At 60.1% G+C, this 23,148-nt stretch carries 21 protein-coding genes and 1 pseudogene; 18 read left to right on the top strand and 4 right to left on the bottom strand.

What is annotated here, in order from left to right:
• Nucleotides 1-26 precede the first annotated feature (26 nt).
• From ptsI to cysK, 3 genes are all read right to left on the bottom strand, one after another.
• On the bottom strand, nucleotides 27-1,754 hold the full coding sequence (ptsI, locus tag G5332_RS01960; protein WP_216953166.1) for a phosphoenolpyruvate-protein phosphotransferase PtsI: 1,728 nt from the start codon (nucleotides 1,752-1,754) through the stop codon (nucleotides 27-29).
• 46 nt (nucleotides 1,755-1,800) lie between these two features.
• Nucleotides 1,801-2,058, bottom strand: a complete 258-nt coding sequence (locus tag G5332_RS01955; RefSeq protein WP_005338266.1) for an HPr family phosphocarrier protein — start codon at nucleotides 2,056-2,058, stop codon at nucleotides 1,801-1,803.
• Nucleotides 2,059-2,498: 440 nt separating this feature from the next.
• On the bottom strand, nucleotides 2,499-3,467 hold the full coding sequence (gene cysK, locus G5332_RS01950) for a cysteine synthase A (RefSeq protein WP_421171728.1): 969 nt from the start codon (nucleotides 3,465-3,467) through the stop codon (nucleotides 2,499-2,501).
• Between the two features lie 159 nt (nucleotides 3,468-3,626).
• Here cysK and G5332_RS01945 point away from each other — a divergent pair, with 159 nt between their 5' ends.
• The 18 genes and pseudogenes from G5332_RS01945 (at nucleotide 3,627) to G5332_RS01860 (ending at nucleotide 22,273) form a co-directional block, all read left to right on the top strand.
• Nucleotides 3,627-4,469 carry an AAA family ATPase gene (locus tag G5332_RS01945; RefSeq protein WP_216953165.1) on the top strand — a complete coding sequence of 281 codons (843 nt, stop codon included), beginning with the start codon at nucleotides 3,627-3,629 and terminating at the stop codon, nucleotides 4,467-4,469.
• A 3-nt stretch (nucleotides 4,470-4,472) separates the two neighbouring features.
• Complete coding sequence (locus tag G5332_RS01940; protein WP_421311077.1) at nucleotides 4,473-5,636, top strand: vWA domain-containing protein; 1,164 nt, start codon at nucleotides 4,473-4,475, stop codon at nucleotides 5,634-5,636.
• 54 nt (nucleotides 5,637-5,690) lie between these two features.
• Nucleotides 5,691-6,812: a beta-ketoacyl-ACP synthase III gene (locus tag G5332_RS01935; RefSeq protein WP_216978325.1), complete on the top strand. Its 1,122-nt coding sequence runs from the start codon at nucleotides 5,691-5,693 to the stop codon at nucleotides 6,810-6,812.
• Between the two features lie 377 nt (nucleotides 6,813-7,189).
• Complete coding sequence (locus G5332_RS01930; RefSeq protein WP_421171722.1) at nucleotides 7,190-8,758, top strand: ExeA family protein; 1,569 nt, start codon at nucleotides 7,190-7,192, stop codon at nucleotides 8,756-8,758.
• On the top strand, nucleotides 8,758-9,444 hold the full coding sequence (exeB, locus tag G5332_RS01925; protein ID WP_216978323.1) for a GspB family T2SS assembly factor variant ExeB: 687 nt from the start codon (nucleotides 8,758-8,760) through the stop codon (nucleotides 9,442-9,444). Before G5332_RS01930 ends, exeB begins: the two co-directional genes overlap by 1 nt.
• 221 nt (nucleotides 9,445-9,665) lie before the next feature.
• On the top strand, nucleotides 9,666-10,508 hold the full coding sequence (exeC, locus tag G5332_RS01920) for a GspC family type II secretion system variant ExeC (RefSeq protein WP_421171720.1): 843 nt from the start codon (nucleotides 9,666-9,668) through the stop codon (nucleotides 10,506-10,508).
• A gap of 21 nt (nucleotides 10,509-10,529) precedes the next feature.
• Nucleotides 10,530-12,569 (top strand): GspD family T2SS secretin variant ExeD, encoded by a 2,040-nt coding sequence (exeD, locus tag G5332_RS01915; protein WP_227342243.1) that lies wholly within the window; start codon nucleotides 10,530-10,532, stop codon nucleotides 12,567-12,569.
• Nucleotides 12,569-14,074, top strand: a complete 1,506-nt coding sequence (gspE, locus tag G5332_RS01910; RefSeq protein ID WP_323912824.1) for a type II secretion system ATPase GspE — start codon at nucleotides 12,569-12,571, stop codon at nucleotides 14,072-14,074. The genes exeD and gspE overlap by 1 nt, the downstream gene beginning before the upstream one ends.
• 1 nt (nucleotide 14,075) lies before the next feature.
• Nucleotides 14,076-15,296, top strand: a complete 1,221-nt coding sequence (exeF, locus tag G5332_RS01905) for a GspF family T2SS innner membrane protein variant ExeF (protein WP_005338296.1) — start codon at nucleotides 14,076-14,078, stop codon at nucleotides 15,294-15,296.
• A 97-nt stretch (nucleotides 15,297-15,393) separates the two neighbouring features.
• Nucleotides 15,394-15,825 carry a GspG family T2SS major pseudopilin variant ExeG gene (gene exeG / locus G5332_RS01900; RefSeq protein WP_005338297.1) on the top strand — a complete coding sequence of 144 codons (432 nt, stop codon included), beginning with the start codon at nucleotides 15,394-15,396 and terminating at the stop codon, nucleotides 15,823-15,825.
• 38 nt (nucleotides 15,826-15,863) lie between these two features.
• Nucleotides 15,864-16,436: a GspH family T2SS minor pseudopilin variant ExeH gene (gene exeH / locus G5332_RS01895; RefSeq protein ID WP_421259220.1), complete on the top strand. Its 573-nt coding sequence runs from the start codon at nucleotides 15,864-15,866 to the stop codon at nucleotides 16,434-16,436.
• A complete protein-coding gene (exeI, locus tag G5332_RS01890) occupies nucleotides 16,433-16,792 on the top strand; it encodes a GspI family T2SS minor pseudopilin variant ExeI (RefSeq protein ID WP_421311076.1) in 360 nt (119 codons plus the stop codon). The genes exeH and exeI overlap by 4 nt, the downstream gene beginning before the upstream one ends.
• Nucleotides 16,789-17,436: pseudogene (gene gspJ, locus G5332_RS01885) on the top strand (type II secretion system minor pseudopilin GspJ); the annotation flags it as partial. The gene exeI and the pseudogene gspJ, both read left to right, overlap by 4 nt.
• A 112-nt stretch (nucleotides 17,437-17,548) precedes the next feature.
• Nucleotides 17,549-18,550, top strand: a complete 1,002-nt coding sequence (exeK, locus tag G5332_RS01880; RefSeq protein ID WP_323912831.1) for a GspK family T2SS minor pseudopilin variant ExeK — start codon at nucleotides 17,549-17,551, stop codon at nucleotides 18,548-18,550.
• 122 nt (nucleotides 18,551-18,672) lie between these two features.
• Nucleotides 18,673-19,857, top strand: coding sequence for a GspL family type II secretion system protein ExeL (gene exeL / locus G5332_RS01875; RefSeq protein WP_421311075.1), 1,185 nt, complete (start codon nucleotides 18,673-18,675; stop codon nucleotides 19,855-19,857).
• Nucleotides 19,854-20,345 (top strand): GspM family type II secretion system protein ExeM, encoded by a 492-nt coding sequence (exeM, locus tag G5332_RS01870; RefSeq protein ID WP_144715950.1) that lies wholly within the window; start codon nucleotides 19,854-19,856, stop codon nucleotides 20,343-20,345. The genes exeL and exeM overlap by 4 nt, the downstream gene beginning before the upstream one ends.
• Nucleotides 20,342-21,109 carry a GspN family type II secretion system protein ExeN gene (gene exeN / locus G5332_RS01865; protein WP_421171716.1) on the top strand — a complete coding sequence of 256 codons (768 nt, stop codon included), beginning with the start codon at nucleotides 20,342-20,344 and terminating at the stop codon, nucleotides 21,107-21,109. The genes exeM and exeN overlap by 4 nt, the downstream gene beginning before the upstream one ends.
• Before the next feature lie 324 nt (nucleotides 21,110-21,433).
• The gene (locus G5332_RS01860) at nucleotides 21,434-22,273 is read left to right on the top strand and encodes a hypothetical protein (RefSeq protein WP_227342231.1); all 840 of its coding nucleotides are present in this window, start codon (nucleotides 21,434-21,436) and stop codon (nucleotides 22,271-22,273) included.
• 56 nt (nucleotides 22,274-22,329) lie between these two features.
• Here the strand turns inward: G5332_RS01860 and G5332_RS01855 are convergent.
• Nucleotides 22,330-23,148: IS3 family transposase (locus G5332_RS01855; RefSeq protein ID WP_421311074.1), on the bottom strand; the 819-nt coding region annotated here is incomplete at its 5' end.

Below are 23,148 nucleotides of genomic sequence, written 5' to 3'. Positions count from 1 at the left end.
TGATTTGTCGCTGTTTGCAGCCGATCTTAGCAGACTGCCTTCTGCTTGATAAAGTTATCTACGCACGCTTCGATTTCAGCAGCGGTGGCAAAGCTCAATGCCTGGTCAGCCATTGCCTTCACATCTTCGAAGCTGGTGTTGCGGATAAGCTTCTTGATACGCGGTACAGAGATGGCGCTCATGGAGAACTCATCCAGACCCATACCCAGCAGCAGCAGGGTGGCGCGCTCGTCACCAGCCAGTTCACCACACATACCGGTCCACTTGCCTTCGGCGTGGGACGCATCGATAACCATCTTGATCAGGGTCAGGACGGAGGGTGACAGCGGGTTGTACATAGCGGAGATCATCTCGTTACCGCGATCGACAGCCAGGGTGTACTGGGTCAGGTCGTTGGTACCGATACTGAAGAAATCCACTTCCTTGGCCAGATGATGAGCCATCACGGCAGCGGCCGGGGTCTCGATCATGATACCCACTTCGATGGATTCATCAAAGGCTTTGCCTTCAGCACGCAGTTCGGCTTTCAGCGTCTCCACGGTAGCTTTCAGGCTACGGAACTCTTCGACAGAGATGATCATCGGGAACATGATGCGCAGTTTGCCGAAGGCAGACGCACGCAGAATGGCCCGCAGCTGAGCGTGCATGATGTCTTCGCGGTCGAAGAAAATACGCACGGCACGCCAGCCCAGGAAGGGGTTCATCTCTTTCGGGAAATTCATGTACGGCAGCTCTTTGTCGCCGCCAATGTCCATGGTACGCACGATGATCGGCTGATCCGGCATCGCTTCGGCCACTTCTTTGTAGGCTTTGAACTGCTCGTCTTCGGTCGGCAGCGCGTCACGGTCCATGAACAGGAACTCGGTACGGTACAGACCCACGCCTTCGGCGCCATTGCGGATGGCACCTTCGGTATCCTTGACGGTACCGATGTTGGCGCACACTTCGACCTGGTGACCATCCAGCGTGATGGCAGGCAGATCTTTCAGCTTGGCCAGCTCATCTTTCTCGGCCTGGAACTGAGCCTGGAACTTCTTGGCTTCGTTCAGCTGTTCAGCGGTCGGATTGATGATGATCTGGTTATTGATCGCATCCAGCACCAGCATGTCACCGTTCTTGACGCGCTCGGTGATGTCGTTGGTGCCTACCACGGCCGGCAGCTCCAGGGAGCGGGCCATGATGGAGGTGTGAGAGGTACGGCCACCGATATCGGTGACGAAACCCAGCACATATTTCAGGTTGATCTGAGCGGTTTCAGACGGGGTCAGGTCTTTGGCGACCAGGATCACCTCTTCGTCGATGGTGCTCAGGTTGACAACGGCGATGCCCAGCACGTTCTTCACCAGACGGGTACCGATGTCACGGAAGTCGGTAGCGCGCTCGCGCAGATAGGGGTCATCCAGCTCGGCCATCATCTTGGCGTACTGCTCGATCACCTCATAGATGGCTTTGTCGGCGGATGCCTTGTTCTCTTTGATGAAGGATTTGATATCCCCTTCCAGCTCCTCATCTTCGAGCAACATGATGTGGCCTTCGAAGATGGCCTCTTTTTCCTCACCGAAGGTGCGACCGGCCATCTCTTTGATGGCTTCCAGCTGGGCAGCTGACTTGGTACGAGCTTCGAGGAAACGGTTGATCTCGCCATCAATCTGATCAGCAGAGATTTTGCCCTGATTGATAACGATTTCATCTTCTTTAAGAAGAAGCGCCTTACCGAATGCGATACCGGGGGACGCAAGAATGCCAGATATCATAATCCTTCCTATTAAAACGACTGTGGGGGAGGAATCTAAAGCTGGATTACTCCAGCTCGTCCATCAGGGCAACCAGCTTCTCAACAGCTTGCTGGGCATCCGGGCCGTCAGCCTGGATGGTTACGTTGGTGCCCTTGGTCAGGCCCAGGGTCTGCAGCTTGAACAGGCTCTTGGCGCTGGCGGACTTGCCACCGGAGACCACAGTGATCTCGCTTTGGAATTCTTTGGCTTCTTTCACGAACTGAGCTGCCGGACGGGTGTGCAGGCCGTTTTCAGCAGTAATAACAACAGACTTCTCGTACATGGTTTCACCCCATATTATTGATATTTTTTGGTGGATTGGTCGTTTTTGAAGCAACCTGACCCACCGTGTCAGTATGGATATGTTGTAAAGTAACGAAAGCAGACCCGCAATGGTTTAATCCAGGTCAAGTTTCTGTGCAGTAATCGGCGCGCTGGTTGGCAATTTTCAGTTATTGGGCTACAAGCCGCATCAGGACTGGCCTGAAATTATTTTATAACGAAAAATAACACTTTGTTACTTTGTGATACCCAGCCAGCAAACACCGCGTGACGCCGCACAGGATATGAGATTTAGAGCGGAATGTCTGCTTTTTTTCTCACTCCGGAACTTGTTATTTTACCCCAAAAAATAAGGATCAAGTGACACTAACAGGGGTTGAGTCTAGCCCATAAAGAAGCGGCGCTCCTGGGAGCGCCGCTGTTTTGAAAGATTCCGATCAGTTACTGCTGCAGTTCCTGCTCGCTGAACACCCCGGCAAACAGGGCGCTGGAGAGGTAACGCTCCGCCGCACTCGGCAGAATGACCACTATGGTTTTGCCCGCAAATTCCGGCAGCTCGGCCAGACGGCTGGCAGCCACCACCGCAGCACCGGAGCTGATACCGGCCAGGATCCCCTCCTCCTCCATCAGGCGGCGGGCCATCTCGATGGCTTCATCGCTGGTCACCTTCTCCACCCGGTCGATGAGGGAGAGGTCCAGGTTGCCCGGGATAAAGCCTGCGCCGATCCCCTGGATCTTGTGGGGGCCCGGTTTGATCTCTTCCCCGGCCAACTTCTGACTGATGACCGGCGACTCGGCCGGTTCGACCGCGACAGAGACCACCGCCTTGCCCTGGGTCTTCTTCAGATAGCGGGAGACACCGGTAATGGTGCCACCGGTACCGACCCCGGCCACGAACACATCCACCTCACCGTCAGTGGCATCCCAAATCTCGGGGCCAGTGGTCTTTTCGTGGATCTCCGGGTTGGCCGGGTTTTCAAACTGTTGCAGCAACACATACTTGCCCGGCTCGGATTCGAGGATCTCGTTGGCCTTGGCAATGGCCCCCTTCATGCCGAGCGGCCCTTCGGTCAGCACCAGATTGGCACCGAGCGCCTTGAGCAGCTTGCGGCGCTCCAGGCTCATGGTGGCCGGCATGGTCAGGGTGATGGGATAGCCGCGAGCCGCCGCGACAAAGGCCAGAGCAATGCCCGTGTTGCCGCTGGTGGGCTCGATGATCTCCTTACCCTTGGTCAGGATGCCGCGCTTCTCGGCATCCCAGATCAGGTTGGCACCGATACGGCACTTGACGCTGAAGCTGGGGTTGCGGCTCTCGATCTTGGCCAGCACGCGACCTTTGGTAACAAGGTTGAGACGAACCAGCGGGGTGTGACCGATAGTCTGGCTGTTGTCCTCAAAAATTTTGCTCATGGCGCTATCCCTGTGTTTGTTACGACGATGAAACAAGATTACCCTGTGGTTTCTGAATGAGAAGTGACTATTCGTTATAACCATATGGTATTACAACATATAGAGCTTATTCTCTCTGGCCCCTGACTCCGGGCGCCAATCGTCAAAGGAACCGACGTTATGGGATTTTCAGGAAGCAGCCAGTATCTCGCCTCCGATGCATTGAAGATGGCGGTCAATGCCGCCATCACCCTCGAAAAACCGCTGCTGATCAAAGGGGAGCCGGGCACCGGCAAGACGGTGCTGGCGGAAGCGGTCGCCGACCATCTCGGCACCGACCTCATTGCCTGGCATATCAAGTCCACCACCAAGGCCCAACAGGGACTCTACGAATATGATGCGGTGGCCCGGCTGCGGGACTCCCAGCTCGGCGACCCCAGAGTGGCCGATATCAGCCACTACATTCGTAAAGGCAAACTGTGGCAGGCCTTCAGCTCCGAGCAGCGACCTGTGCTGCTGATCGACGAGATCGACAAGGCCGACATCGAATTCCCCAACGATCTGCTGCTGGAGCTGGATCGGATGGAGTTCGACGTCTACGAAACCGGCGAGCGAGTCAAGGCGCGCCAGCGGCCGGTGGTCATCATCACCTCCAACAACGAAAAAGAGCTGCCGGATGCCTTCCTGCGCCGCTGTTTCTTCCACTACATCCGCTTCCCCGACAAGGCCGAGATGCAGGCCATCGTCAAACTCCACTACCCCGACCTCAAGGAGAGCCTGCTTGGCGAGGCAATGGAGCTCTTCTTCGAGCTGCGCGAGGTAGAGGGGCTGCGCAAGAAGCCCTCCACCTCGGAGCTGCTGGACTGGATCCGCCTGCTGCTGGCCGACGATATCGCCCCCGAGGCAATGCGTGCCCGCGAGCCCGGCAAGCTGGTGCCCGCGCTATATGGCGCCCTGCTCAAGACCGAGCAGGACCTGCATCTCTTCGAGAAGCTCGCCTTTCTGGCCCGGCGCGGCAGCTGACCCATGCTGATCGACTTTTTTACCCACCTGCGCCGCCACAAGCTCTCCTGCAGCGTGCGTGAGCTGCTGGACTTGCACGCCGCACTGGCGGCCCGGCTGGTTGCTGTCGATATGGACGAGTTCTACCAGCTCTCCCGCTGCCTGCTGGTAAAAGACGAGGCCCACTACGATCGCTTCGATCGCGCCTTCGCCGAATACTACGAGGGGCTGGAAGCCATCCCCCTGCTGCCGGAAAACCTGCCCGAGGAGTGGCTGCGCAAGGAGTTCGAACGACTGTTGAGCCCAGAGGAGAAGGCGCGGCTCAAATCCCTCGGCGGACTCGACAAGCTGCTGGAGACCCTCAATCAGCGGTTGAACGAGCAGAAAGAGCGCCACGCCGGCGGCAACAAGTGGGTGGGAACAGGTGGCAGCAGCCCGTTTGGCCACAGCGGTTTTCACCCCGAGGGGGTGCGCATGGGTGGAGAGGGGCAGCACGGCAAGGCGGCCAAGGTGTGGGAGGCCCGTCACTATCGCAACTTCAGCGACGACTCACCGCTTGGCCAGCGCGCCATCCAGTTGGCACTGCGCAAGCTCCGACGCTGGGTGCGCAGAGGCAATCCCGACGAGCTGGATCTCGACGACACCATAAAAAGTTCGGCCCGCCAGGGCTGGCTCGATGTGAAGCTGCGGCCCGAGCGCCACAACGGGGTGAAGCTGCTGGTTTTCTTCGATGTGGGGGGCTCCATGGATGCCCACGTGGCCGAGGTGCAGCGTCTCTTCTCTGCGTTGCGCCACGAGTTCAAGCATCTGGAGTACTTCTATTTTCACAACTGCCTCTACGACTTCGTCTGGAAGGATAACGCCCGCCGCTTTGAGGAGCGGTTCGATACCCTGCGGCTACTGCGCACCTACGGCAGCGACTACCGGGTGATCCTGGTGGGGGATGCCACCATGGGCCCCTACGAGATCACCTGGCCGGGCGGCAGTGTCGAGCAGTGGAACGAGGAGTCGGGTCAGGTGTGGCTCACCCGCTTGCAGCAGCACTTTCCCAAACTGGTGTGGATCAACCCCACCCCGCGGCGGGAGTGGCTCTGGCATCCCTCCATCAAACTGATGAATGACGTGGTTGGCGGACGGATGCATCCGCTGACCCTGGCGGGTCTCGCTGCGGCGATCGACCAGCTGTAACCCTCTCTACCCTATAAACCGACAAGCCGGGAACGCACCCGGCGAGGAGCAAAGATGACCTCTATCGTGATCAGTGGCTCAGGCCTCTATACCCCACCCTTTGCCGTCAGCAATGAAGAGCTGGTGGCCGCCTTCAACCAGTATGTGGATCTCTACAACGAGGAGAACGCCTCCGCTATCGATGCCGGCCAGCTCCCCGCCAAGCAGCACTCCAGCTGCGAATTCATCGAGAAGGCCTCCGGCATCAAGAGCCGTTATCTGGTGAGTCGCGAAGGGGTGCTCAACCCCGACATCATGCAGCCGCTGCTGGCGGAACGGCCCGATGAGATGCCCTCCATCATGGTGGAGATGGCGGTGGCCGCCGCCGAGCAGGCGCTGATCGCCGCCGGCCGCGAGCCCGGCGAGATCGATTTGGTGATCGTGGCCGCCTCCAACATGCCGCGCCCCTATCCGGCACTGGCCATCGAGCTGCAGCACTATCTGGGGGCGAGCGGCATGGCCTTTGACATGAACGTGGCCTGCTCGTCCGCCACCTTCGGCATCAAGACTGCCGCCGACATGCTGGCGGCAGACACCGCCCGAGTGGCGCTGGTGGTTAATCCGGAGATCTGCTCGGGGCACCTCAATTTTCGCGATCGGGATAGTCACTTTATCTTCGGCGATGCCTGCACCGCGGTGCTGCTGGAGCGGGAAGCAGATTGCAAGGTGGCCAATCCGTGGCAACTGGTGGCCAGCAAGCTGGTGACCCAATACTCCAACAACATCCGCAACAACTTCGGCTTTCTGAACCGGCTGAGCCCGCGCACTCGCTACAGCGACGACAAGCTGTTCCGCCAGCAGGGGCGCAAGGTGTTCAAGGAGGTGTTACCGCTGGTGTGCGACCAGATTGCCAACCAGCTCGATGAGCAGGGCTGGCCCGCCGAGAGCCTGAACCGGCTCTGGCTCCATCAGGCCAACCTCACCATGAACCAGTTCATCGGCCGCAAACTGCTCGGCCACGATGCCAGCCAGCAGGAGGCGCCGGTCATTCTTGATAGCTATGGTAATACCAGCTCGGCGGGTTCCATCATCGCGTTTCATCTGTACAATCGCGACCTTCCTGCGGGGGCTCGCGGCGTACTGTGCTCCTTTGGCGCAGGCTACTCCATCGGTAGCCTGCTGCTACAACGACAGTAACAGAGTGCGCGGGGAGAGTGGCCCGCGCCCTGTACTCTGATTGGGGTTTGGCGCTGTTTCGCCGCTAGCCCCTCTCTCGGTTCACCCTTACGAGAGGAGAAAACGGGCATAAATAGTGGCCAGACCATGACTATTGATCCGAAAACACCGGACTACTGTGACAACGCATACCGACAAGCCATTGATGAAAAACTTATTTTTCAGATTGGTTGCAATTTTTGAGTACCATGGTGCAACGGGGCGATATCTGGATCACAAGATGACAGGAAAAGGCTGCAATTTGTCATCCTTTGCCAATGATGGCTTCCAATGAATTCGAGGTTTGCTATCATCCGGAGACATTTCTTATATGTCGCCGGCTACAAAAGAATCCCCTCATGTACACACAGTTCTTCGGCTTATCGGAACCGCCTTTCTCCATCTCGCCCAATCCCAAATACCTCTATATGAGTGAGCGCCACGGCGAAGCCCTTGCTCACCTCAACTACGGATTGCAGGATGGTGGCGGCTTTGTGCTGCTGACCGGCGAAGTGGGCACCGGCAAAACAACCGTCTCCCGCTCCCTGTTGCAGCAGTTGCCAGCAGAGACCGAGATCGCCTACATCCTCAACCCCTCCCTGACCGAACGGGATCTGCTGGCAGCCATCTGCGACGAGTTTCAACTCCCCTACCCCGCCGAGGCCGGGCTCAAGCAACTGTTCGACCTGATCCGCGACCACCTGCTGGCCAACCTGACCGCAGGTAAGCGCAGCGTGGTACTGGTGGATGAGGCCCAACATCTGTTGCCCGGGGTGTTGGAGCAGTTGCGTCTGCTCACCAACCTGGAAACCGACGAGAAAAAACTGCTGCAAATCGTGCTGATCGGCCAACCCGAACTGCAACAGATGCTGCGCCAGCCCCTGTTGCGCCAACTGGCCCAGCGCATCACCGCCCGCTACCACCTGCTGCCCCTCTCCGCCACCGATGTGGATGCCTACGTCCGCTTCCGGCTGCAAGTAGCCGGTTGTGTGCAGCCCATTTTTACCCCCAGAGCGATCCAGACGCTGCATCGGCTCTCCGGCGGCATTCCGCGCCTGATCAACCTCATCTGCGATCGCGCCCTGCTCGCCGCCTTCGCCCGTGGCAGCTACAAGATTGTTCATGGCGACATCAGCCAGGCAGCGTTCGAGGTGAGCGGCGTCCGTGATGAGGGGAGCTGGCTTTCCGGTCTGATGGTGACACTGGCTGGCGCCTTGCTGGTAGCTGCAGGCTGGTGGGGTTGGCAATTTTTCGGCGTATTCCCCGAACGGCCTGTGGTCAAGGTCGAGGTGCCTGTCACCGTTGACGAGACCGCCGAACAACAGGAACAGTTGACCGAGGCGATCAATCAGGCCCTCGACCCCGAGAGCGCCATGCAGAATCTCTATCGGGTCTGGGGCTATGAACCGGAACCGTTCGATGCCACCTGTGACAACGCCCCTCGCGCCGGTCTGCGCTGCCAGGAGGGAGAGGCAAGCCTCGAGGAGCTGCGCGCCCTGCAGCATCCCGCCATGATCACGCTCACTGACCAGACTGGCGGCCTCTACTACGCGACTCTGGTCAATCTGGGGCCAAGCAAGGCCAGCCTGATGATCGGCAACCAAAGCTGGCAAGTGGATCGCCAGTGGCTCAGCGACAACTGGGGTGGCAGCTATACCCTGCTCTGGCGCATGCCGAAAGGGGGCGTCAGCCTGATCGCCAGCAATGCCGGACAGACCCAGATCCAGTGGCTCGACAACGCTCTGAGCCGAGCATTGCAACAACCCGAACGCAAGGTGGGCCGTTTCGATGGCGAGCTCAAGAACAAACTGCAGCAGTTCCAGCGGGATCAAGGACTCACCCCTGACGGCATCGCTGGCAGCAACACCCTGCTGCGGCTCAACGCACTCTCCGGCGAACCTATGCCAAGACTGGAGGAGACCTCCTGATGTCTACCCTGCTCAATGCCCTGCGCCGTGCCCAGCAGCCTTCGCAACAGAGCCATATTCCCGCCATGGGGTTGGCGATAGCCCGCGAGGAGGCGCAACCCGCGCGTCGCGTCGGCTGGTTGCTGGCGCCCCTTGCCCTGCTGCTGGGGGCGGGTGCCAACTATGGCTGGCATCTAATCCACCTGCGTCCCATCGAGGAGAAGGTGGAGGTAAAAGAGGTGATTGCCTCCCCCTTCGTGCGGGTTGAGCCCAAGGCGATGGTGACCCGTCCGCTGCCCCCGCCCCTGCCGGAACCTGTAGTGCAGCAGCCCAGGGTCGCAGCGGCTGCCAGCAATCCGGCAGCCAGTCGACCAACCTTGGCCGAACAGCTGATGCGCGCCCTCAACGAAACACCGCTGCAACAGGAATCAGGTACAGTTTCCCAAAGCGTGCAGCCGGCCCAGTTGATGTCGCTGAATGCCGCTCCGCTTTCGGTTCGCCAGCAAGTGCCCGCATTCAGCTATGGCTCCCATGTGTTCTCATCCAATCCGGCCAAGCGGGCCGTGGTGCTCAATGGCCGCGAATACCGGGAAGGGAGCGAAATAGCCCCCGGGGTCGTGCTCGCCACCATCGACCAGCAGTACATTGTGCTGGATGTCGGAGGCCAGAGCGTAACCCTCAAGGCGTTGCAGGATTGGCAAGGGTGAGTACACACCTTCCCCTGATAATCGCTGGCAAGCAGGATGCACCTCGCCTGAGTGCCACTTTTATGAGCATTCAAAGGTTTACGGTGTGATGAAATATCCATTTTTACGGTTTGGTGCGCCCCGACCCGTTGTGTCACAGCACGCAGCCGTACACAATACGCAGCCGCCCCAGAGCCTGGAATTTGTTGATTAATATGACGCTACGATTCAGGGATGACATCTTGACCCTGCTGCTGGCCCGGTGCCAGCAGCTTCCTTTGACTCGCGTCACCGGAGTGTTCTTTCTGGCGCTGCTGCTGATGCTGGCCCAGCAGAGCGCAGCCCTCACCTGGCGCTTGCTCACTCTGGCAAACCCGCAATCCAGCCAGCCGTGGCAACCCTCCACCGTGGCGGTCAGCGGCCAGAGCAGTCCGCGCCTTGAATTGGGCGAGGTGAGCCGACTGGCGCTGTTTGGCAAGGCGATCCCCAAGGCGCAGGCAAAAACCGCCGTGGCCGCCAATGCGCCGCGCACCCAGCTCAATGCCCAGCTCAACGGGGTGTTGGCCAGCTCGGATCCGGCCAAATCCATCGCCATCATCGCCATGTCCGGCATCCAGAACTCCTACGGGGTTGGCGACATGATTGACGGCACCCAGGCGCGGATCCGGCAGGTCTATCCGGATCGGGTCATCATAGAGCGGGATGGCCGCGACGAGACCCTGATGCTGGATGGCGAGGAGTATGGCAAGCCGCTACCGCAAACAACAAATACCACTCTCCTTGGCTCTCTGCGCAGCGAGCTGATGGCCGATCCGGGCAAGATCACTGATTACCTCAATATTTCACCGGTTCAGATGGATGGCCGCATGGCCGGTTATCGCCTCAACCCGGGCAACAATCCGGAATTTTTCAACCAAAGCGGGCTGCAGGCCAATGATCTGGCCATCAGCATCAACGGACTGGATCTGCGTGACAACATGCAAGCCATGCAGGCGATGCAGCAGCTGGCTGGCGCAACGGAAATGACAGTAACCGTCGAGCGGCAGGGCGAACAGTTCGACATCTATGTGCGCTTGTCAGAATAATGATTTGGAGTCGTACCAATAATGACCACTAAAGGGAAAGGCTGGCGTCTGGCCACTATCGCAGCGGCTCTGATGATGGCGGGCTCAGCCTGGGCCACCGAGTACTCTGCCAGCTTCAAGAACGCCGACATCGAAGAGTTCATCAATACGGTGGGCAAAAACCTCAACAAGACCATCATCATAGAGCCCTCGGTGCGCGGCAAGATCAACGTGCGCAGCTACGACCTGCTCAACGAGGAGCAGTACTACCAGTTCTTCCTGAGTGTGCTCGATGTCTACGGCTTTGCCGTGGTGCCGATGAATAACGGCGTGCTCAAGGTGCTCCGCTCGCGGGATGCCAAAACCTCCGCCATTCCGGTGGTGGATGGCAATAACCCGGGAGTGGGCGACGAGATGGTGACCAGAGTCGTGCCGGTACGCAACGTCTCGGTGCGTGAACTGGCTCCCCTGCTGCGCCAGCTCAACGACAACGCCGGTGGGGGCAACGTGGTGCACTACGAGCCATCAAACGTGCTGCTCATCACCGGCCGCGCCGCCGTGGTCAACCGTCTGGTGGAAGTGGTGAACCGGGTCGACCGCGCAGGCGATCAGGATGTGGACATCATCAAGCTGAGATATGCCTCGGCCGGCGAGATGGTGCGGCTGGTGACCAACCTCAACAAGGATGGCAATCCACAAGGGGGCACCGCCTCCCTGTTGCTGTCGCCCAAGGTGGTGGCCGACGAGCGTACCAACTCGGTGGTGGTGAGCGGTGAGCCGAAAGCGCGCGCCCGCATCATCCAGATGGTTCGCCAGCTCGACCGCGACCTGCAGAGTCAGGGCAACACCCGGGTCTTCTATCTCAAATATGGCAAGGCCAAGGATATGGTCGATGTGCTCAAGGGGGTCAGCTCCAGCATCGAGGCTGACAAGAAGGGGGGCGGAGCAACCACAGGGGGCGCCAGCATCGGCGGTGGCAAGCTGGCCATCTCTGCCGACGAGGCAACCAATGCCCTGGTCATCACCGCCCAGCCGGATGTGATGGCGGAACTGGAGCAGGTGGTGGCCAAGCTCGATATCCGTCGCGCCCAGGTGCTGGTAGAAGCGATCATCGTCGAAATTGCCGACAGTGACGGCCTCAATCTGGGCGTGCAGTGGGCCAACACCAACGCTGGCGGCACCCAATTTACCAACACAACACTGCCCATTGGCGGAGCCATCGCAGCCGGTAAGGATTACCAGGATGGCAATACCGAGACAGCTACCAACTTGCTTGGGAGCTTTAACGGGATGGCCGCCGGTTTCTATCACGGCGATTGGGCCATGTTGGCGACGGCTCTCGCCTCCAATACCAAGAGCGATATTCTCTCAACCCCGAGTATCGTCACCATGGACAACAAGGAGGCCTCCTTCAATGTCGGACAGGAGGTGCCGGTGCAGAGCGGTTCACAAAGCTCCACCACCAGCGATCAGGTGTTCAACACCATAGAGCGCAAGACGGTGGGCACCAAGCTGACGGTTACGCCGCAGATTAACGAAGGGGACTCGGTACTGCTCAACATCGAGCAGGAGGTCTCCAGCGTCGCCAAGGTCGTATCAGACAGTACCAAGGGACTAGGCCCCACCTTCGATACCCGCACGGTGAAAAACGCCGTACTGGTGAAGAGTGGCGAGACAGTGGTACTGGGTGGCCTGATGGATGAGCAGACCAAGGAGGAAGTTTCCAAGGTGCCGTTACTCGGCGATATCCCGGTACTGGGTTACCTGTTCCGCTCCACCAGCACCAACACCAACAAGCGCAACCTGATGGTCTTTATCCGGCCCACCATCTTGCGTGATGCGGAGGTTTATACCGGCGTCTCCAGTAACAAGTACAGCCTGTTCCGCGCCGAACAGCTCAATGCTGCCGCCCAGGAGGGGTATCTCACCTCGCCCGCCCGTCAGGTTTTGCCCGTCTATGGCCAGGATGTGATGATGTCACCCGAAATCCGGCAGGAAGTGGAAAATCAGATGGAGCAGATAAAACGCCGCCAGCAGAACACAGCTGACAGCACCACCCCCTTTGTGCAGAGCCGTCCCTGATGAGTGCCTACCATCTTGATGGCGGCGAGTTGCCGCCCCCGCTGCCGGAGCTGCCCTTCGCCTTTGCCCGCAACTTCGGGGTGATCCTGATTGAGCGGGACGGCGCTCCTGTGCTGCAGTGCCGCCCCGGCGTCACCCCGCAGGCCCTGCTGGAAGTGCGGCGGGTAGCAGGTTGCAGCTTCGCGGTGGAGCAGCTCGACAACGAGGCCTTCGAAGAGCTGCTGATGGCCCACTATCAGCGCGACTCCTCCGAAGCGCGCCAGCTGATGGAAGATCTCGGCAACGAGATGGACTTCTTCGCCCTGGCCGAAGAGCTGCCCCAGAGCGAAGATCTGCTGGACGCCGATGACGACGCCCCCATCATTCGCCTCATCAACGCCATGTTGAGCGAGGCGATCAAAGAGGAGGCCTCCGATATCCATATCGAGACCTTCGAGCGGGCACTGGTCATTCGTTTTCGCATCGATGGGGTGCTGCGGGAGATCCTGCGTCCCCATCGCAAGCTGGCATCACTCCTGGTCTCGCGGATCAAGGTGATGTCGCGGATGGATATCGCCGAGAAGCGGGTGCCGCAGGATGGCCGTATCTCATTGCGCATCGGCGGCCGCGCCGTCGACGTGCGGGTCTCCACCATGCCGTCCAGCTACGGCGAGCGGGTGGTACTCCGTCTGCTCGACAAGAACACCATTCGCCTCGAGCTCAAGCAGCTCGGCATGACGGCACGCAACCGCAGCATCATCAGCGAGCTTATCCGCAAGCCCCACGGCATCATTCTGGTCACCGGCCCGACCGGTTCCGGTAAATCCACCACCCTCTATGCGGCGCTCTCCGAAATCAACTCGCGGGATCGCAACATCCTGACGGTGGAAGACCCCATCGAATATGACCTCGAAGGGGTGGGCCAGACCCAGGTCAACAGCAAGGTGGACATGACCTTCGCCCGCGGTCTGCGCGCCATTCTGCGCCAGGATCCGGACGTAGTGATGGTGGGGGAAATTCGTGACCTCGAGACCGCCCAGATCGCGGTACAGGCCTCCCTCACCGGTCACCTGGTAATGTCGACCCTGCACACCAACACCGCCATCGGCGCCATCACCCGGATGCGGGACATGGGGATCGAGCCCTTCCTGCTCTCCTCGTCGCTCTTGGCGGTGCTGGCCCAGCGGCTGGTGCGTACCCTCTGCCCCGATTGCCGCGCCTCGCGTCCGGCCACCGAGCAGGAGCGACTTGCAATGGGTATCACACTGGAACCTGATCAGCCTATCTGGCATCCGGTGGGCTGCGAACAGTGCAACCACACCGGCTATCGTGGCCGGACCGGCATCCACGAACTGGTGGTGGTGGACGAGGCGGTGCGTGAAGCCATTCACGGCGCCAGCGGCGAGATGGCCATTGAACGGCTGATCCGCGGCCATACCCCCAGCATCCGCCGCGACGGTATCGACAAGGTGCTCAAAGGGCAGACCAGCCTCGAAGAGGTACTGCGCGTGACCCGGGAAGATTGAGATGGCGGCATTCGAATACAAGGCCCTCGACAACAAGGGGCGTAGCAAGAGCGGCGTGATGGAGGGTGACTCGGCCCGTCAGGTGCGCCAGCTGCTGCGCGAGCAGGGGCTCACTCCCCTCGAGGTAAACGAGACCACCGAGAAGGCGAAACGGGAGGCGACCCGCTTCGCCCTGTTTCGGCGTGGCGCCAGCACAGCCGAGCTGGCCCTGATCACTCGCCAGCTGGCCACTCTGGTCGGTGCCGGCCTCACCATCGAAGAGGCCCTCAAGGCGGTGGCCGAGCAGTGCGAAAAAGCTCACTTGCGCTCTCTGGTGGCCACCGTGCGCAGCAAGGTAGTGGAAGGGTATTCGCTGGCCGACTCGCTGGGGGCCTTTCCCCATGTATTTGACCAGCTGTTTCGCTCCATGGTGGCGGCCGGTGAAAAATCGGGCCATCTGGAGAAGGTGCTCAACCGCCTCGCCGACTACACCGAGCAGCGCCAGCACATGCGCACCAAGCTGCTGCAGGCGATGATCTACCCCATCGTGCTCACCTGCGTCGCCATTGGGGTTATCTCGATCCTGCTTACCGCCGTGGTACCCAAGGTAGTGGCCCAGTTTGAACACATGGGCCAGCAGCTGCCGGGCACCACCCGCTTTCTCATCGGCACCAGCGAACTGATGCAGGCCTACGGCCTCTGGTTCCTGCTGCTGATCTTCCTTGGCAGCTTTGTCTGGCGCTGGTGGCTCACCGATGAAAAACGTCGCCGGCGCTGGCATCAGGTGCTGCTCGGCCTGCCGGTGATTGGCCGGGTCAGTCGCGGTCTCAACACCGCCCGCTTCGCCCGCACGTTAAGCATCCTCAACGCCAGCGCGGTGCCGCTGCTGGAGGGGATGAAGATCTCCGGCGAAGTGCTCTCCAACGACTTTGCCAGAATGCGCATTCTCGAGGCCGCCGAACGGGTGCGCGAGGGGACCAGTCTGCGCAAGTCGCTGACCGAGACCAAGATTTTCCCGCCCATGATGCTGCACATGATCGCCTCCGGCGAGCAGAGCGGCGAACTCGACAGCATGCTGGAGCGGGCGGCGGACAACCAGGATCGGGAGTTTGAATCCCAGGTCAATATCGCCCTCGGGGTGTTCGAACCCATGCTGGTGGTCTCCATGGCCGGGGTGGTGCTGTTTATCGTGATGTCGATCCTGCAGCCTATCCTCGAGCTCAACAATATGGTGAATATGTAAGTTTCCGGCGTTCGGTGGCGCCGCTGGCGGCCCGTCGAACCCACCCAGTGATCACTCTCTGATGGGCTATCCCATCTCATTCGTTACGGAGCAACTCATGAACAAACGTCGTCAATCCGGTTTTACCCTGCTGGAAGTCATGGTGGTCATCGTGATCCTCGGCATTCTGGCCAGTCTGGTGGTGCCCAACCTGATGGGCAACAAGGAGAAGGCTGACCAGCAGAAAGCGGTCTCCGATATCGTGGCGCTGGAAAACGCCCTCGACATGTACAAGCTGGACAACAACCGCTACCCGACCACAGAACAGGGGCTGGACGCGCTGGTGACCAAGCCCTCCATCGATCCGGCGCCGCGCAGCTACCGCGATGGCGGCTACATCAAGCGCCTGCCGCAAGATCCCTGGGGCAACCCGTACCAGCTGCTGAGCCCGGGCCAGTTCGGCAAGATCGACATCTTCTCCATGGGTCTGGATGGCGAAGCCGGTACCGATGATGACATCGGCAACTGGAACCTGAAGGATTTTCAATAAGTGATATGCCGCCACCGCACTCCTTGTGAGCTGACTGCATGAAGCGATCTCTCTCCTTTCATCGCCAATCCGGCTTTACTCTGCTGGAAGTGTTGCTGGTCGCCATGCTGATGGGGCTGGTGGCCACCGCCGTCACCCTCAGCATGGGTGGCGCAAAAGGTGACAGGGAGATCGACAAGCAGGCGCGCCGCCTGATGGCAACCCTGCAGCTGGCGCAGGAGTATGCGGTGATGGATGGTCGTCTGGTAGGCATTCGCATCGAGGATAACGGCTGGCAGTTTATGCAGCGCCAAGCCAAGGATCGCAAGTGGCTGGCCCTGACTGGCGACAAGCAGCTGGGGCCGGTACAACTGGCCGAGAACATGACGCTGGCACTGGAGCTGGAAGGCTTTGGCTGGCAGCCCGATCCCGACGAGAAAACCGAACAGAAGCGCGGCGAGAAGGAGCGCACGCCACAGTTACTTATTTTCCCGGGCGGCGAGCTGAGCCCGTTCGTGCTCACCTTCACCCAGCAGGATGACGATGCCCGCTACACCCGCATCGTCAAGGGGGACGAGTTCGGCCGCCTCACCCTGCTCACCGGCGATGAAGATGAAGAGGTGAGCGAATGAAAGCCCGGGGCATGACACTACTTGAAGTCATGGTCGCACTGGCCGCCTTTGCCATCGCGGGTCTCGCGGTAATGAAAACCGCCAGCGAACACCTCTCGGCCCTCAACTATCTGGAGCAGAAGACACTCGCCACCTGGGTGGTAGAGAACCAGCTGGTGCAGCAGAAGCTCGAGAACAAGTGGCCCGGCGACAGCTGGGTGGAAGGGGATGAGCAGATGGCGGGCAGTACCTGGTACTGGCGCTATCGCGGCGTCGCCACCGCCGACAACAACTTCCGGGCGCTCGATATGGAAGTGCGTACCGAGGCCAAAGCCGAGAACCCGGTCGCCATGATGCGGACCTATATCAGCCGATGACCCAGCACGTTGCCCGCACGCCTCGCCCCGTCCGCCATGCCGGTTTCACCCTGCTCGAAATGCTGGTGGCGATCGCTATCTTCGCCACTCTCAGCATGGGCGCCTATCAGGTGCTGCAAGGGGTGCTCACCAGCGACGAGGTGGCCAAGCGCAAGGAGGCCCGCCTCAACGAACTGCAACTCGCCTTCACCCTGCTGGAGCGAGACATCACCCAGATGGTGCCGCGCAGCGGCCGCATCGAGGGGGAGAACAACAAGGTGCTGCTGGCGGCCTCCCGGTTCGGCCAGCAGAGCGATGACTGGGGCATGGCCTTTATGCGCAGCGGCTGGCTCAACCCGGATGGCATGCTGCCCCGCTCCCATCTGCAACGGGTCGGCTGGCGCCTCAAGGATCAGAAGCTGGAGCGCCTGAGCTACCTCTATCCGGATCCGGTGATCGGCACCGAGCCGCGCATCCAGCCAGTGCTGACAGGGGTCACGGCGTTTCGCCTCTACTTCTTCGACAAGGGCAACTGGAAAGAGGAGTGGAGCCAGCGCAGCTTGCTGCCCTACGGGCTGGCAGTGGAGCTGGATCTGGAAGATTACGGCACCATTCGCCGTCAGTTCCTGATTGGCGCCGGTGGCCAGCGCGCCGAAGAGAACAGCCAGAGCAGCAACCCCGACCAGGGGGGCGGCAACAACAGCAATAACGGGAACAACGGCGGCAACGGCAATACCAATGGCGGTAATGGTGACAGCCAGAACGGAGGGGGCGCCAATGCGGGCTAATCTCGCCTCACCCGATCGCCAGCGCGGCATGGCGCTGCTGGTGGTGCTGCTGATCCTCTCGGTAATGGTGATCATCGCCAGCAATATGAGCGGCCGCCTGCAGCTTGAGCTGCGCCGCACCGCCAACATCACCACCAGCAAACAGGCATGGTGGTATGCCCTCTCGGCGGAAGCGCTGGTGAGCAAGGTGCTGACGCAGGATTTCAAGGACAATCCCGAGGTGGTCAACCTCAGCCAGAACTGGGCCCGCAAGAACACTGTGTTTCCGGTGGACGATGGCCAGCTCAAGGGCGAGGTGACCGACCTGCAATCCTGCTTCAACCTCAACAGCCTGAGCGTGGCCGCCAAGGCGGGAAGCGGCGAGGAGCTGGCGCAGCAGCCCTATCCGGTGCAGGTGTTTCGCGAACTGCTCAAGCAGCTGGCGATGGATGATTACGAGGCGGCCCAGCTCACCGATGCCATCCGTGACTGGACTGACAAGGATACGGTGCTGGTCTCCAGCCTTGGCGCAGAGGACGCCTATTACGAGGGGCTCAAGCCACCCTACCTCACCGCCAACCAGTGGATGCTGGGCAAGGATGAGTTGCGGGCGGTGCGCGGGGTGACGGCCAGGGTCTATGCCAAACTGGCTCCCTATGTCTGCACCCTGCCCAACGACAAGTTGAAGATCAATATCAATACCCTTGCCCCCCAGCGCCCCGAGCTGCTGGTCGCCCTCTATCTGGGCACTATCGGGCTGGATGACGCCAAGCGAGTACTGAACGAGCGGCCACAGAAGGGGTGGAAAGAGAGCAAGCTGATGACAGACATGCTCGCTCCGGTCGATGCGGTGAAAGGGCTGAAAGAGGCGCTGGTGGTCAAGAGCGACTTCTTCGAAGCCCGAGTCGTGGCCGAGGTCGGCGACAACCGGGCCTGGCTCGAAACCCTGTTCCAGCGGGGCAAGGACAATAAACTGGTGATGCTGCGCCGCCTCAGTAGCGGCGCCGAATAAACAGCGCACCTGCAGGCCCTCGCCCGCGGGTACGAGAGATGTTGGATGCAGCCTGCGGGCTGCGCACCGGTTGCCAGGGCGCACAACGCCCTTTGCAAACCGGTATCGCAGGAGAGAGATGCGTGAGCGAAAGTCTGGTCATCCGACTGGGGACCAATAAACAACAACCCGTGGCCTGGCTGGTCTGGTCCGGTCAGGAGCAGGAGATCATCGCCTCCGGCACCCTGCCCTCGGCCGATGCCCTGGGCGAGCTGCAGGAGCGGGCCGGTGGCCGCCCCGTGGTCACGCTAGTGCCGGGCAGCGATCTGATCTTCCGGCGCGTCACCCTGCCGGGTCGCTACAACCGCCAGTCGGCAGCGGCCCTCCCCTACCTGCTGGAGGAGCAGATCGCCTCCGACGTGGACGAGCTCCATCTGGTGGTGCTGGCCCACGAAGGGCAACAGGTCGACCTGATGGCGGTGGATCGGCAGAAGATGGGCGAGTGGCTCGGCTGGCTCGATGCCGCAGGCCTAAAGAGCCTGCACCTGCTGCCCGATGTGCTGGCGCTGCCGCAGGCCGCTGATGGCTGGTCTGCGCTGCAGCTCGGCAGCGAGTGGCTGGTACGCCAGGGCCCCTGTCAGGGGATCGTCGCCGACGAACCGCTGCTAGCCATCTTGCTGGCAACCGAAGCGGAGCCGGTCACCATCCACAGCCACACACCGGAGCCCGCCATTGCCGCCGCCAACTGGCAGGCGGCGGAGCCCGAACTCCCCATGCTGCTGCTGGCCAAGGGGGCCCTCACCTGCCGGGCCAACCTGCTGACCGGCCCCTACCGACCACAGACCGAATATGCCCGCTACTGGCTGCAGTGGCGCAAGGTAGCTATCACCGCAGGTCTGTTGCTGCTGGTGGCGCTGGGCCAGCGCGGCGTGCAGCTCTATCAGCTCACCGAGCAGGACAAGGCGCTGAAAGCGGAGATCCGTGCCGTCTATACCCGCATCTTCCCGGGCGAGAACCGCATCGTGAACGTGCGCAGCCAGATGACCCAGCACCTGCAACAGATGGGACAGGCCCCGCAAAACGGCGTGCTGCTGATGCTGACCGAGCTGGCCCCCACCTTTGCCGAAGTCCCCGGCCTCAAGCCGCAGGTGCTGCGCTTTGATGCCAGTCGCCGCGAGCTGAGGCTGCAGGTGACCGCCCCAGGCTTTGCCGAGATCGAGCGGTTCCGTGAGCTGGCCGGCAAGCAATTCGAGGTACAGCAAGGCGAGGTGCGCAGCACCGAAGGCAAGGTAGAGGGCGCACTGGTGCTCAAGGGTAAATCATCATGATGGAAAAATTGCAGAGCTGGTGGCACGGCATTACCGCACGGGAACAGCGGCTGGTGGTCGCAGGCGGCGTTCTGCTGCTGGTCGGTCTCTTCTACTGGAGCCTCTGGCAGCCCATCGCCAACCGCATCGCGGAGCGGGAGCGGCAGGTGCAGAACCAGCAGCAGACTCTCGCCTGGCTCAAGGAGAAGGGTGAAGAGGTGCTGGCCATGCAGGGGGGCTCGGGTCGCCAGATCGATACCAGCGGCACCCTGGAAGGGGTGGTCAACCGCACCGCCTTCAACCACAAGATCAAGATTGCCCGACTGCAACCCCAGGCGCAGGAGCTGCAAGTGTGGATCGACACTGTCCAGTTCGATGACTTGCTGCTCTGGCTCTCCACTCTGGTGGAGCAGCACGGCATTCAGGTTCAAATCATCGAGATCGCCCGCGAGGATCTGGCCCCGGGTCTGGTCAAGGTCAGACGTTTGCAGTTGAGTCGTCCACAATGAAAAAACGCATCCTGATTGCCAGCCTGTTTCTGGCAGCCTATCTGGTATTCCTGCTGGCCACCCTGCCTGCGGCGCTGGTCGCGCGCTATCTGCCGCTGCCTGCCAACATTGCCAACCTGCTGAAACTGGAAGGGGTAAGCGGCACCCTCTGGAACGGCCAGATCGCCCGGCTGCAATATGCCAGCGAATCGGTGAGCCAGCTGCGCTGGGATCTCAACGGCTGGTCGCTGCTGCGCTTCGCCCCCGAAGTGGCCATTCGCTTTGGCGATCGCAACGGCCTCAATGGTCAGGGCGTTTTCGGCTGGAATGGCGCCGCCTTCGGCCGGGATCTGACCCTCAACGCCCCCGCCCCCTGGTTGCTGAGCCGGGTGCCGATGCGCCTGCCGATCCCGCTCACCGTCACCGGTCAGCTGCAGCTCAAAGTGGAGCAGTTTGCCCAGGGCAACCCCTGGTGTGACAACCTCTACGGCAACCTCGACTGGTACAACGCCAGTGCCGATACCCCGGCGGGCAAGCTGGATCTGGCCGACCCCGAGCTGAAGCTCACCTGCCTCGACTCCAGACTGGTGGCCGAACTCAAGCAGGGCTCCGATGCGGTGCAGACCATAGGTCGCCTCGAGCTGCAACCCAATGGCCAATACCTGTTCCAGGGCACCCTGAAACCGGGCCCGGAACTGCCACCGCAGATGCAACAAGGACTCCCCTTCCTCGGTCAGCCCGACAGTCAGGGCCGCTTCCCCCTGCGCTACCAGGGGCGAATCTAATACCCTCCCCCGTCGACCCCGGAGCCACTCCGGGGTCGACGGGGGAGGCTCTGACTCCTGGGTCCCCCCACTGCGTTCACACACCGGCAATCATCAATAAGGGCCTTCCTACTGAAAAAGCAGCAACGCATTCCCGTCACGCCCAATCTCCATCAGCTTGTGTTCGTAGTGAAATGTGAGCAGGAACCAATTCTTGACTATTTATCTCCAGGCCAGGATCTGCTTCACCGCCCAATCCGTGGTCGATGTACCAGACTCGCTTTATTACGATATAATCATCGCTCTTTTCGCCCGGCCAGCACGGTTAGTCCAAGAGTACGCAAGATGGAAATAAAGCTGCACCAGAACGCAACCACAACGCCCCGGACTCGCAAATATATCCAGACCTCCAGCAAATCAGATGCAGCTCTTGCCGAGGAGCTGAACATCTCGATAGATACGGTGAGACGCTGGCGCAATCGTGATGATTGCTATGACAAATCCCACAGACCCCGCACAATCCATCGCAAACTGCAGCCTGAGCAGGAGTGGTTGGTATTGTTTCTTCGCCATCGGCTGCATCTCTCTCTTGATGAACTGCTGGAGGTCACCCGCTTACTGATCCGTGCCGATGTCTCGCGGGCAGGTTTGAGCCGCTGTCTGCAAAAATACCAACAAGATCGGTTGAAAAAGCCTGACCCTGCATCTGGATTGGGTCACGTGTGGCTGGATGCGCTATATCTCCCAACTGTCATCGCAGCCAGTCAGCCTTTGCTGCTGGTGCTCACGGAGCAATTGACCGGCCATATCTCATTTGCCCTCTGTGCCCCGGAAGAGAAAGAGCAGATCCTTAATGGCTTCACCAACTATTTGCAAAATGAGTTGCCCTACCCGATCGAGAGCATTGAGGTCACCAGTCCACTCCCCGAAGTAGAGGCGTTGGCCAACAGGCTATGCACGTCGGTGACCTCTGCCTCTTTACCGATATCCAGTGGGTTGCTCGACTCAACCGCATTCTCTCAACCACTGACTGCCATTCTGGCTGGTGAGCGTTTTGACAAACGTCTCAGTCTGGGAGCCGTATTACTTGAGTTTGAAGATCTGCTTAACCACAGGATATTGCGCAATCGCTTGAAAAGCCTGACACCTGGCACCTACATCCGTCAACTACAGCAAAAAGAGTAAAAGTGGCCGCTCAGTGTAATACCTCCTGACAGATCTCTGTAGTGTTACTGTAGTGGTCAACTAAATCCGGACACTTGGTTAGGCCGTTCTTCGGCTTTTGCTGGCGGTATCCCATTATTGTGGTGATGTGGACGCCGCCAGTTGTAGTAATCCATCAGGTAATAACTGATATCCCGCTTTGCCTCCCGCACGCTCATGTATCCCATAGCCGGGAGCCACTCTGACTTCAGGCTTCTGAACAATCGCTCCATCGGGGCGTTATCCCAGCAGTTACCACGACGACTCATGCTTTGGGTCATGCGATAGCGCCACAGTCGTTGCCGAAATGCCCGGCTGCCATATTGGCTGCCCTGGTCGGAGTGAAATAGCACACCGGATGGGCAACCCCGCTGCTGATAGGCCATCTCCAGTGCTTTGATTGCCAATTCTGCATCAGGCTTCTCAGATATCGCCCACCCCACAACCCGCCGGGTATGCAGGTCAAGCACCGCTGCCAGGTAATGCCAACGACCACCTGCCCAGACGTAGGTGATATCGCCACCCCACACCTGATTGGGTTGCTGGACATCAAATTCGCGGGCCAGCAGATTGGGAATGTCCGGTCGTTCAGACCGAGCGACCTGATAGCGATGAGTGCCCGGTTGCTTGGATACCAGACCGGCTTCCTTCATCAGGTTACGTACTTTGAATCGACCAATCTGATACCCCAACTCCCGCATCATCGACATCAAGGCACGGCTGCCCGCTGAGTTTCGGCTCGCTTTGAACAAACGGCGCAACTCAGAGCGCTGCTGCATACGCTCACGGTTAATCGTCTGCTTGCGAGCCAGATAGTCGTAAAAACAGGATGTTGGAACATCGAAAGCGCAGCAGAC

The sequence above is a fragment of the Aeromonas sp. 603757 genome (genome assembly GCF_049171255.1).
GTDB classification, from domain to species: Bacteria; Pseudomonadota; Gammaproteobacteria; order Enterobacterales; family Aeromonadaceae; genus Aeromonas; species Aeromonas veronii_A.
This window is presented reverse-complemented; position numbering and strand designations above follow the sequence as displayed.

What these genes read in the sequence shown, in the direction of transcription:
- ptsI (WP_216953166.1), bottom strand. Translation starts at nt 1,754, where the DNA reads ATGATATCTGGCATTCTTGCGTCCCCCGGTATCGCATTCGGTAAGGCG.
- G5332_RS01955 (WP_005338266.1), bottom strand. Translation starts at nt 2,058, where the DNA reads ATGTACGAGAAGTCTGTTGTTATTACTGCTGAAAACGGCCTGCACACC.
- cysK (WP_421171728.1), bottom strand. Translation starts at nt 3,467, where the DNA reads ATGAGCAAAATTTTTGAGGACAACAGCCAGACTATCGGTCACACCCCG.
- G5332_RS01945 (WP_216953165.1), top strand. Translation starts at nt 3,627, where the DNA reads ATGGGATTTTCAGGAAGCAGCCAGTATCTCGCCTCCGATGCATTGAAG.
- G5332_RS01940 (WP_421311077.1), top strand. Translation starts at nt 4,473, where the DNA reads ATGCTGATCGACTTTTTTACCCACCTGCGCCGCCACAAGCTCTCCTGC.
- G5332_RS01935 (WP_216978325.1), top strand. Translation starts at nt 5,691, where the DNA reads ATGACCTCTATCGTGATCAGTGGCTCAGGCCTCTATACCCCACCCTTT.
- G5332_RS01930 (WP_421171722.1), top strand. Translation starts at nt 7,190, where the DNA reads ATGTACACACAGTTCTTCGGCTTATCGGAACCGCCTTTCTCCATCTCG.
- exeB (WP_216978323.1), top strand. Translation starts at nt 8,758, where the DNA reads ATGTCTACCCTGCTCAATGCCCTGCGCCGTGCCCAGCAGCCTTCGCAA.
- exeD (WP_227342243.1), top strand. Translation starts at nt 10,530, where the DNA reads ATGACCACTAAAGGGAAAGGCTGGCGTCTGGCCACTATCGCAGCGGCT.
- gspE (WP_323912824.1), top strand. Translation starts at nt 12,569, where the DNA reads ATGAGTGCCTACCATCTTGATGGCGGCGAGTTGCCGCCCCCGCTGCCG.
- exeF (WP_005338296.1), top strand. Translation starts at nt 14,076, where the DNA reads ATGGCGGCATTCGAATACAAGGCCCTCGACAACAAGGGGCGTAGCAAG.
- exeG (WP_005338297.1), top strand. Translation starts at nt 15,394, where the DNA reads ATGAACAAACGTCGTCAATCCGGTTTTACCCTGCTGGAAGTCATGGTG.
- exeH (WP_421259220.1), top strand. Translation starts at nt 15,864, where the DNA reads ATGAAGCGATCTCTCTCCTTTCATCGCCAATCCGGCTTTACTCTGCTG.
- exeI (WP_421311076.1), top strand. Translation starts at nt 16,433, where the DNA reads ATGAAAGCCCGGGGCATGACACTACTTGAAGTCATGGTCGCACTGGCC.
- exeK (WP_323912831.1), top strand. Translation starts at nt 17,549, where the DNA reads ATGCGGGCTAATCTCGCCTCACCCGATCGCCAGCGCGGCATGGCGCTG.
- exeM (WP_144715950.1), top strand. Translation starts at nt 19,854, where the DNA reads ATGATGGAAAAATTGCAGAGCTGGTGGCACGGCATTACCGCACGGGAA.
- exeN (WP_421171716.1), top strand. Translation starts at nt 20,342, where the DNA reads ATGAAAAAACGCATCCTGATTGCCAGCCTGTTTCTGGCAGCCTATCTG.
- G5332_RS01860 (WP_227342231.1), top strand. Translation starts at nt 21,434, where the DNA reads ATGGAAATAAAGCTGCACCAGAACGCAACCACAACGCCCCGGACTCGC.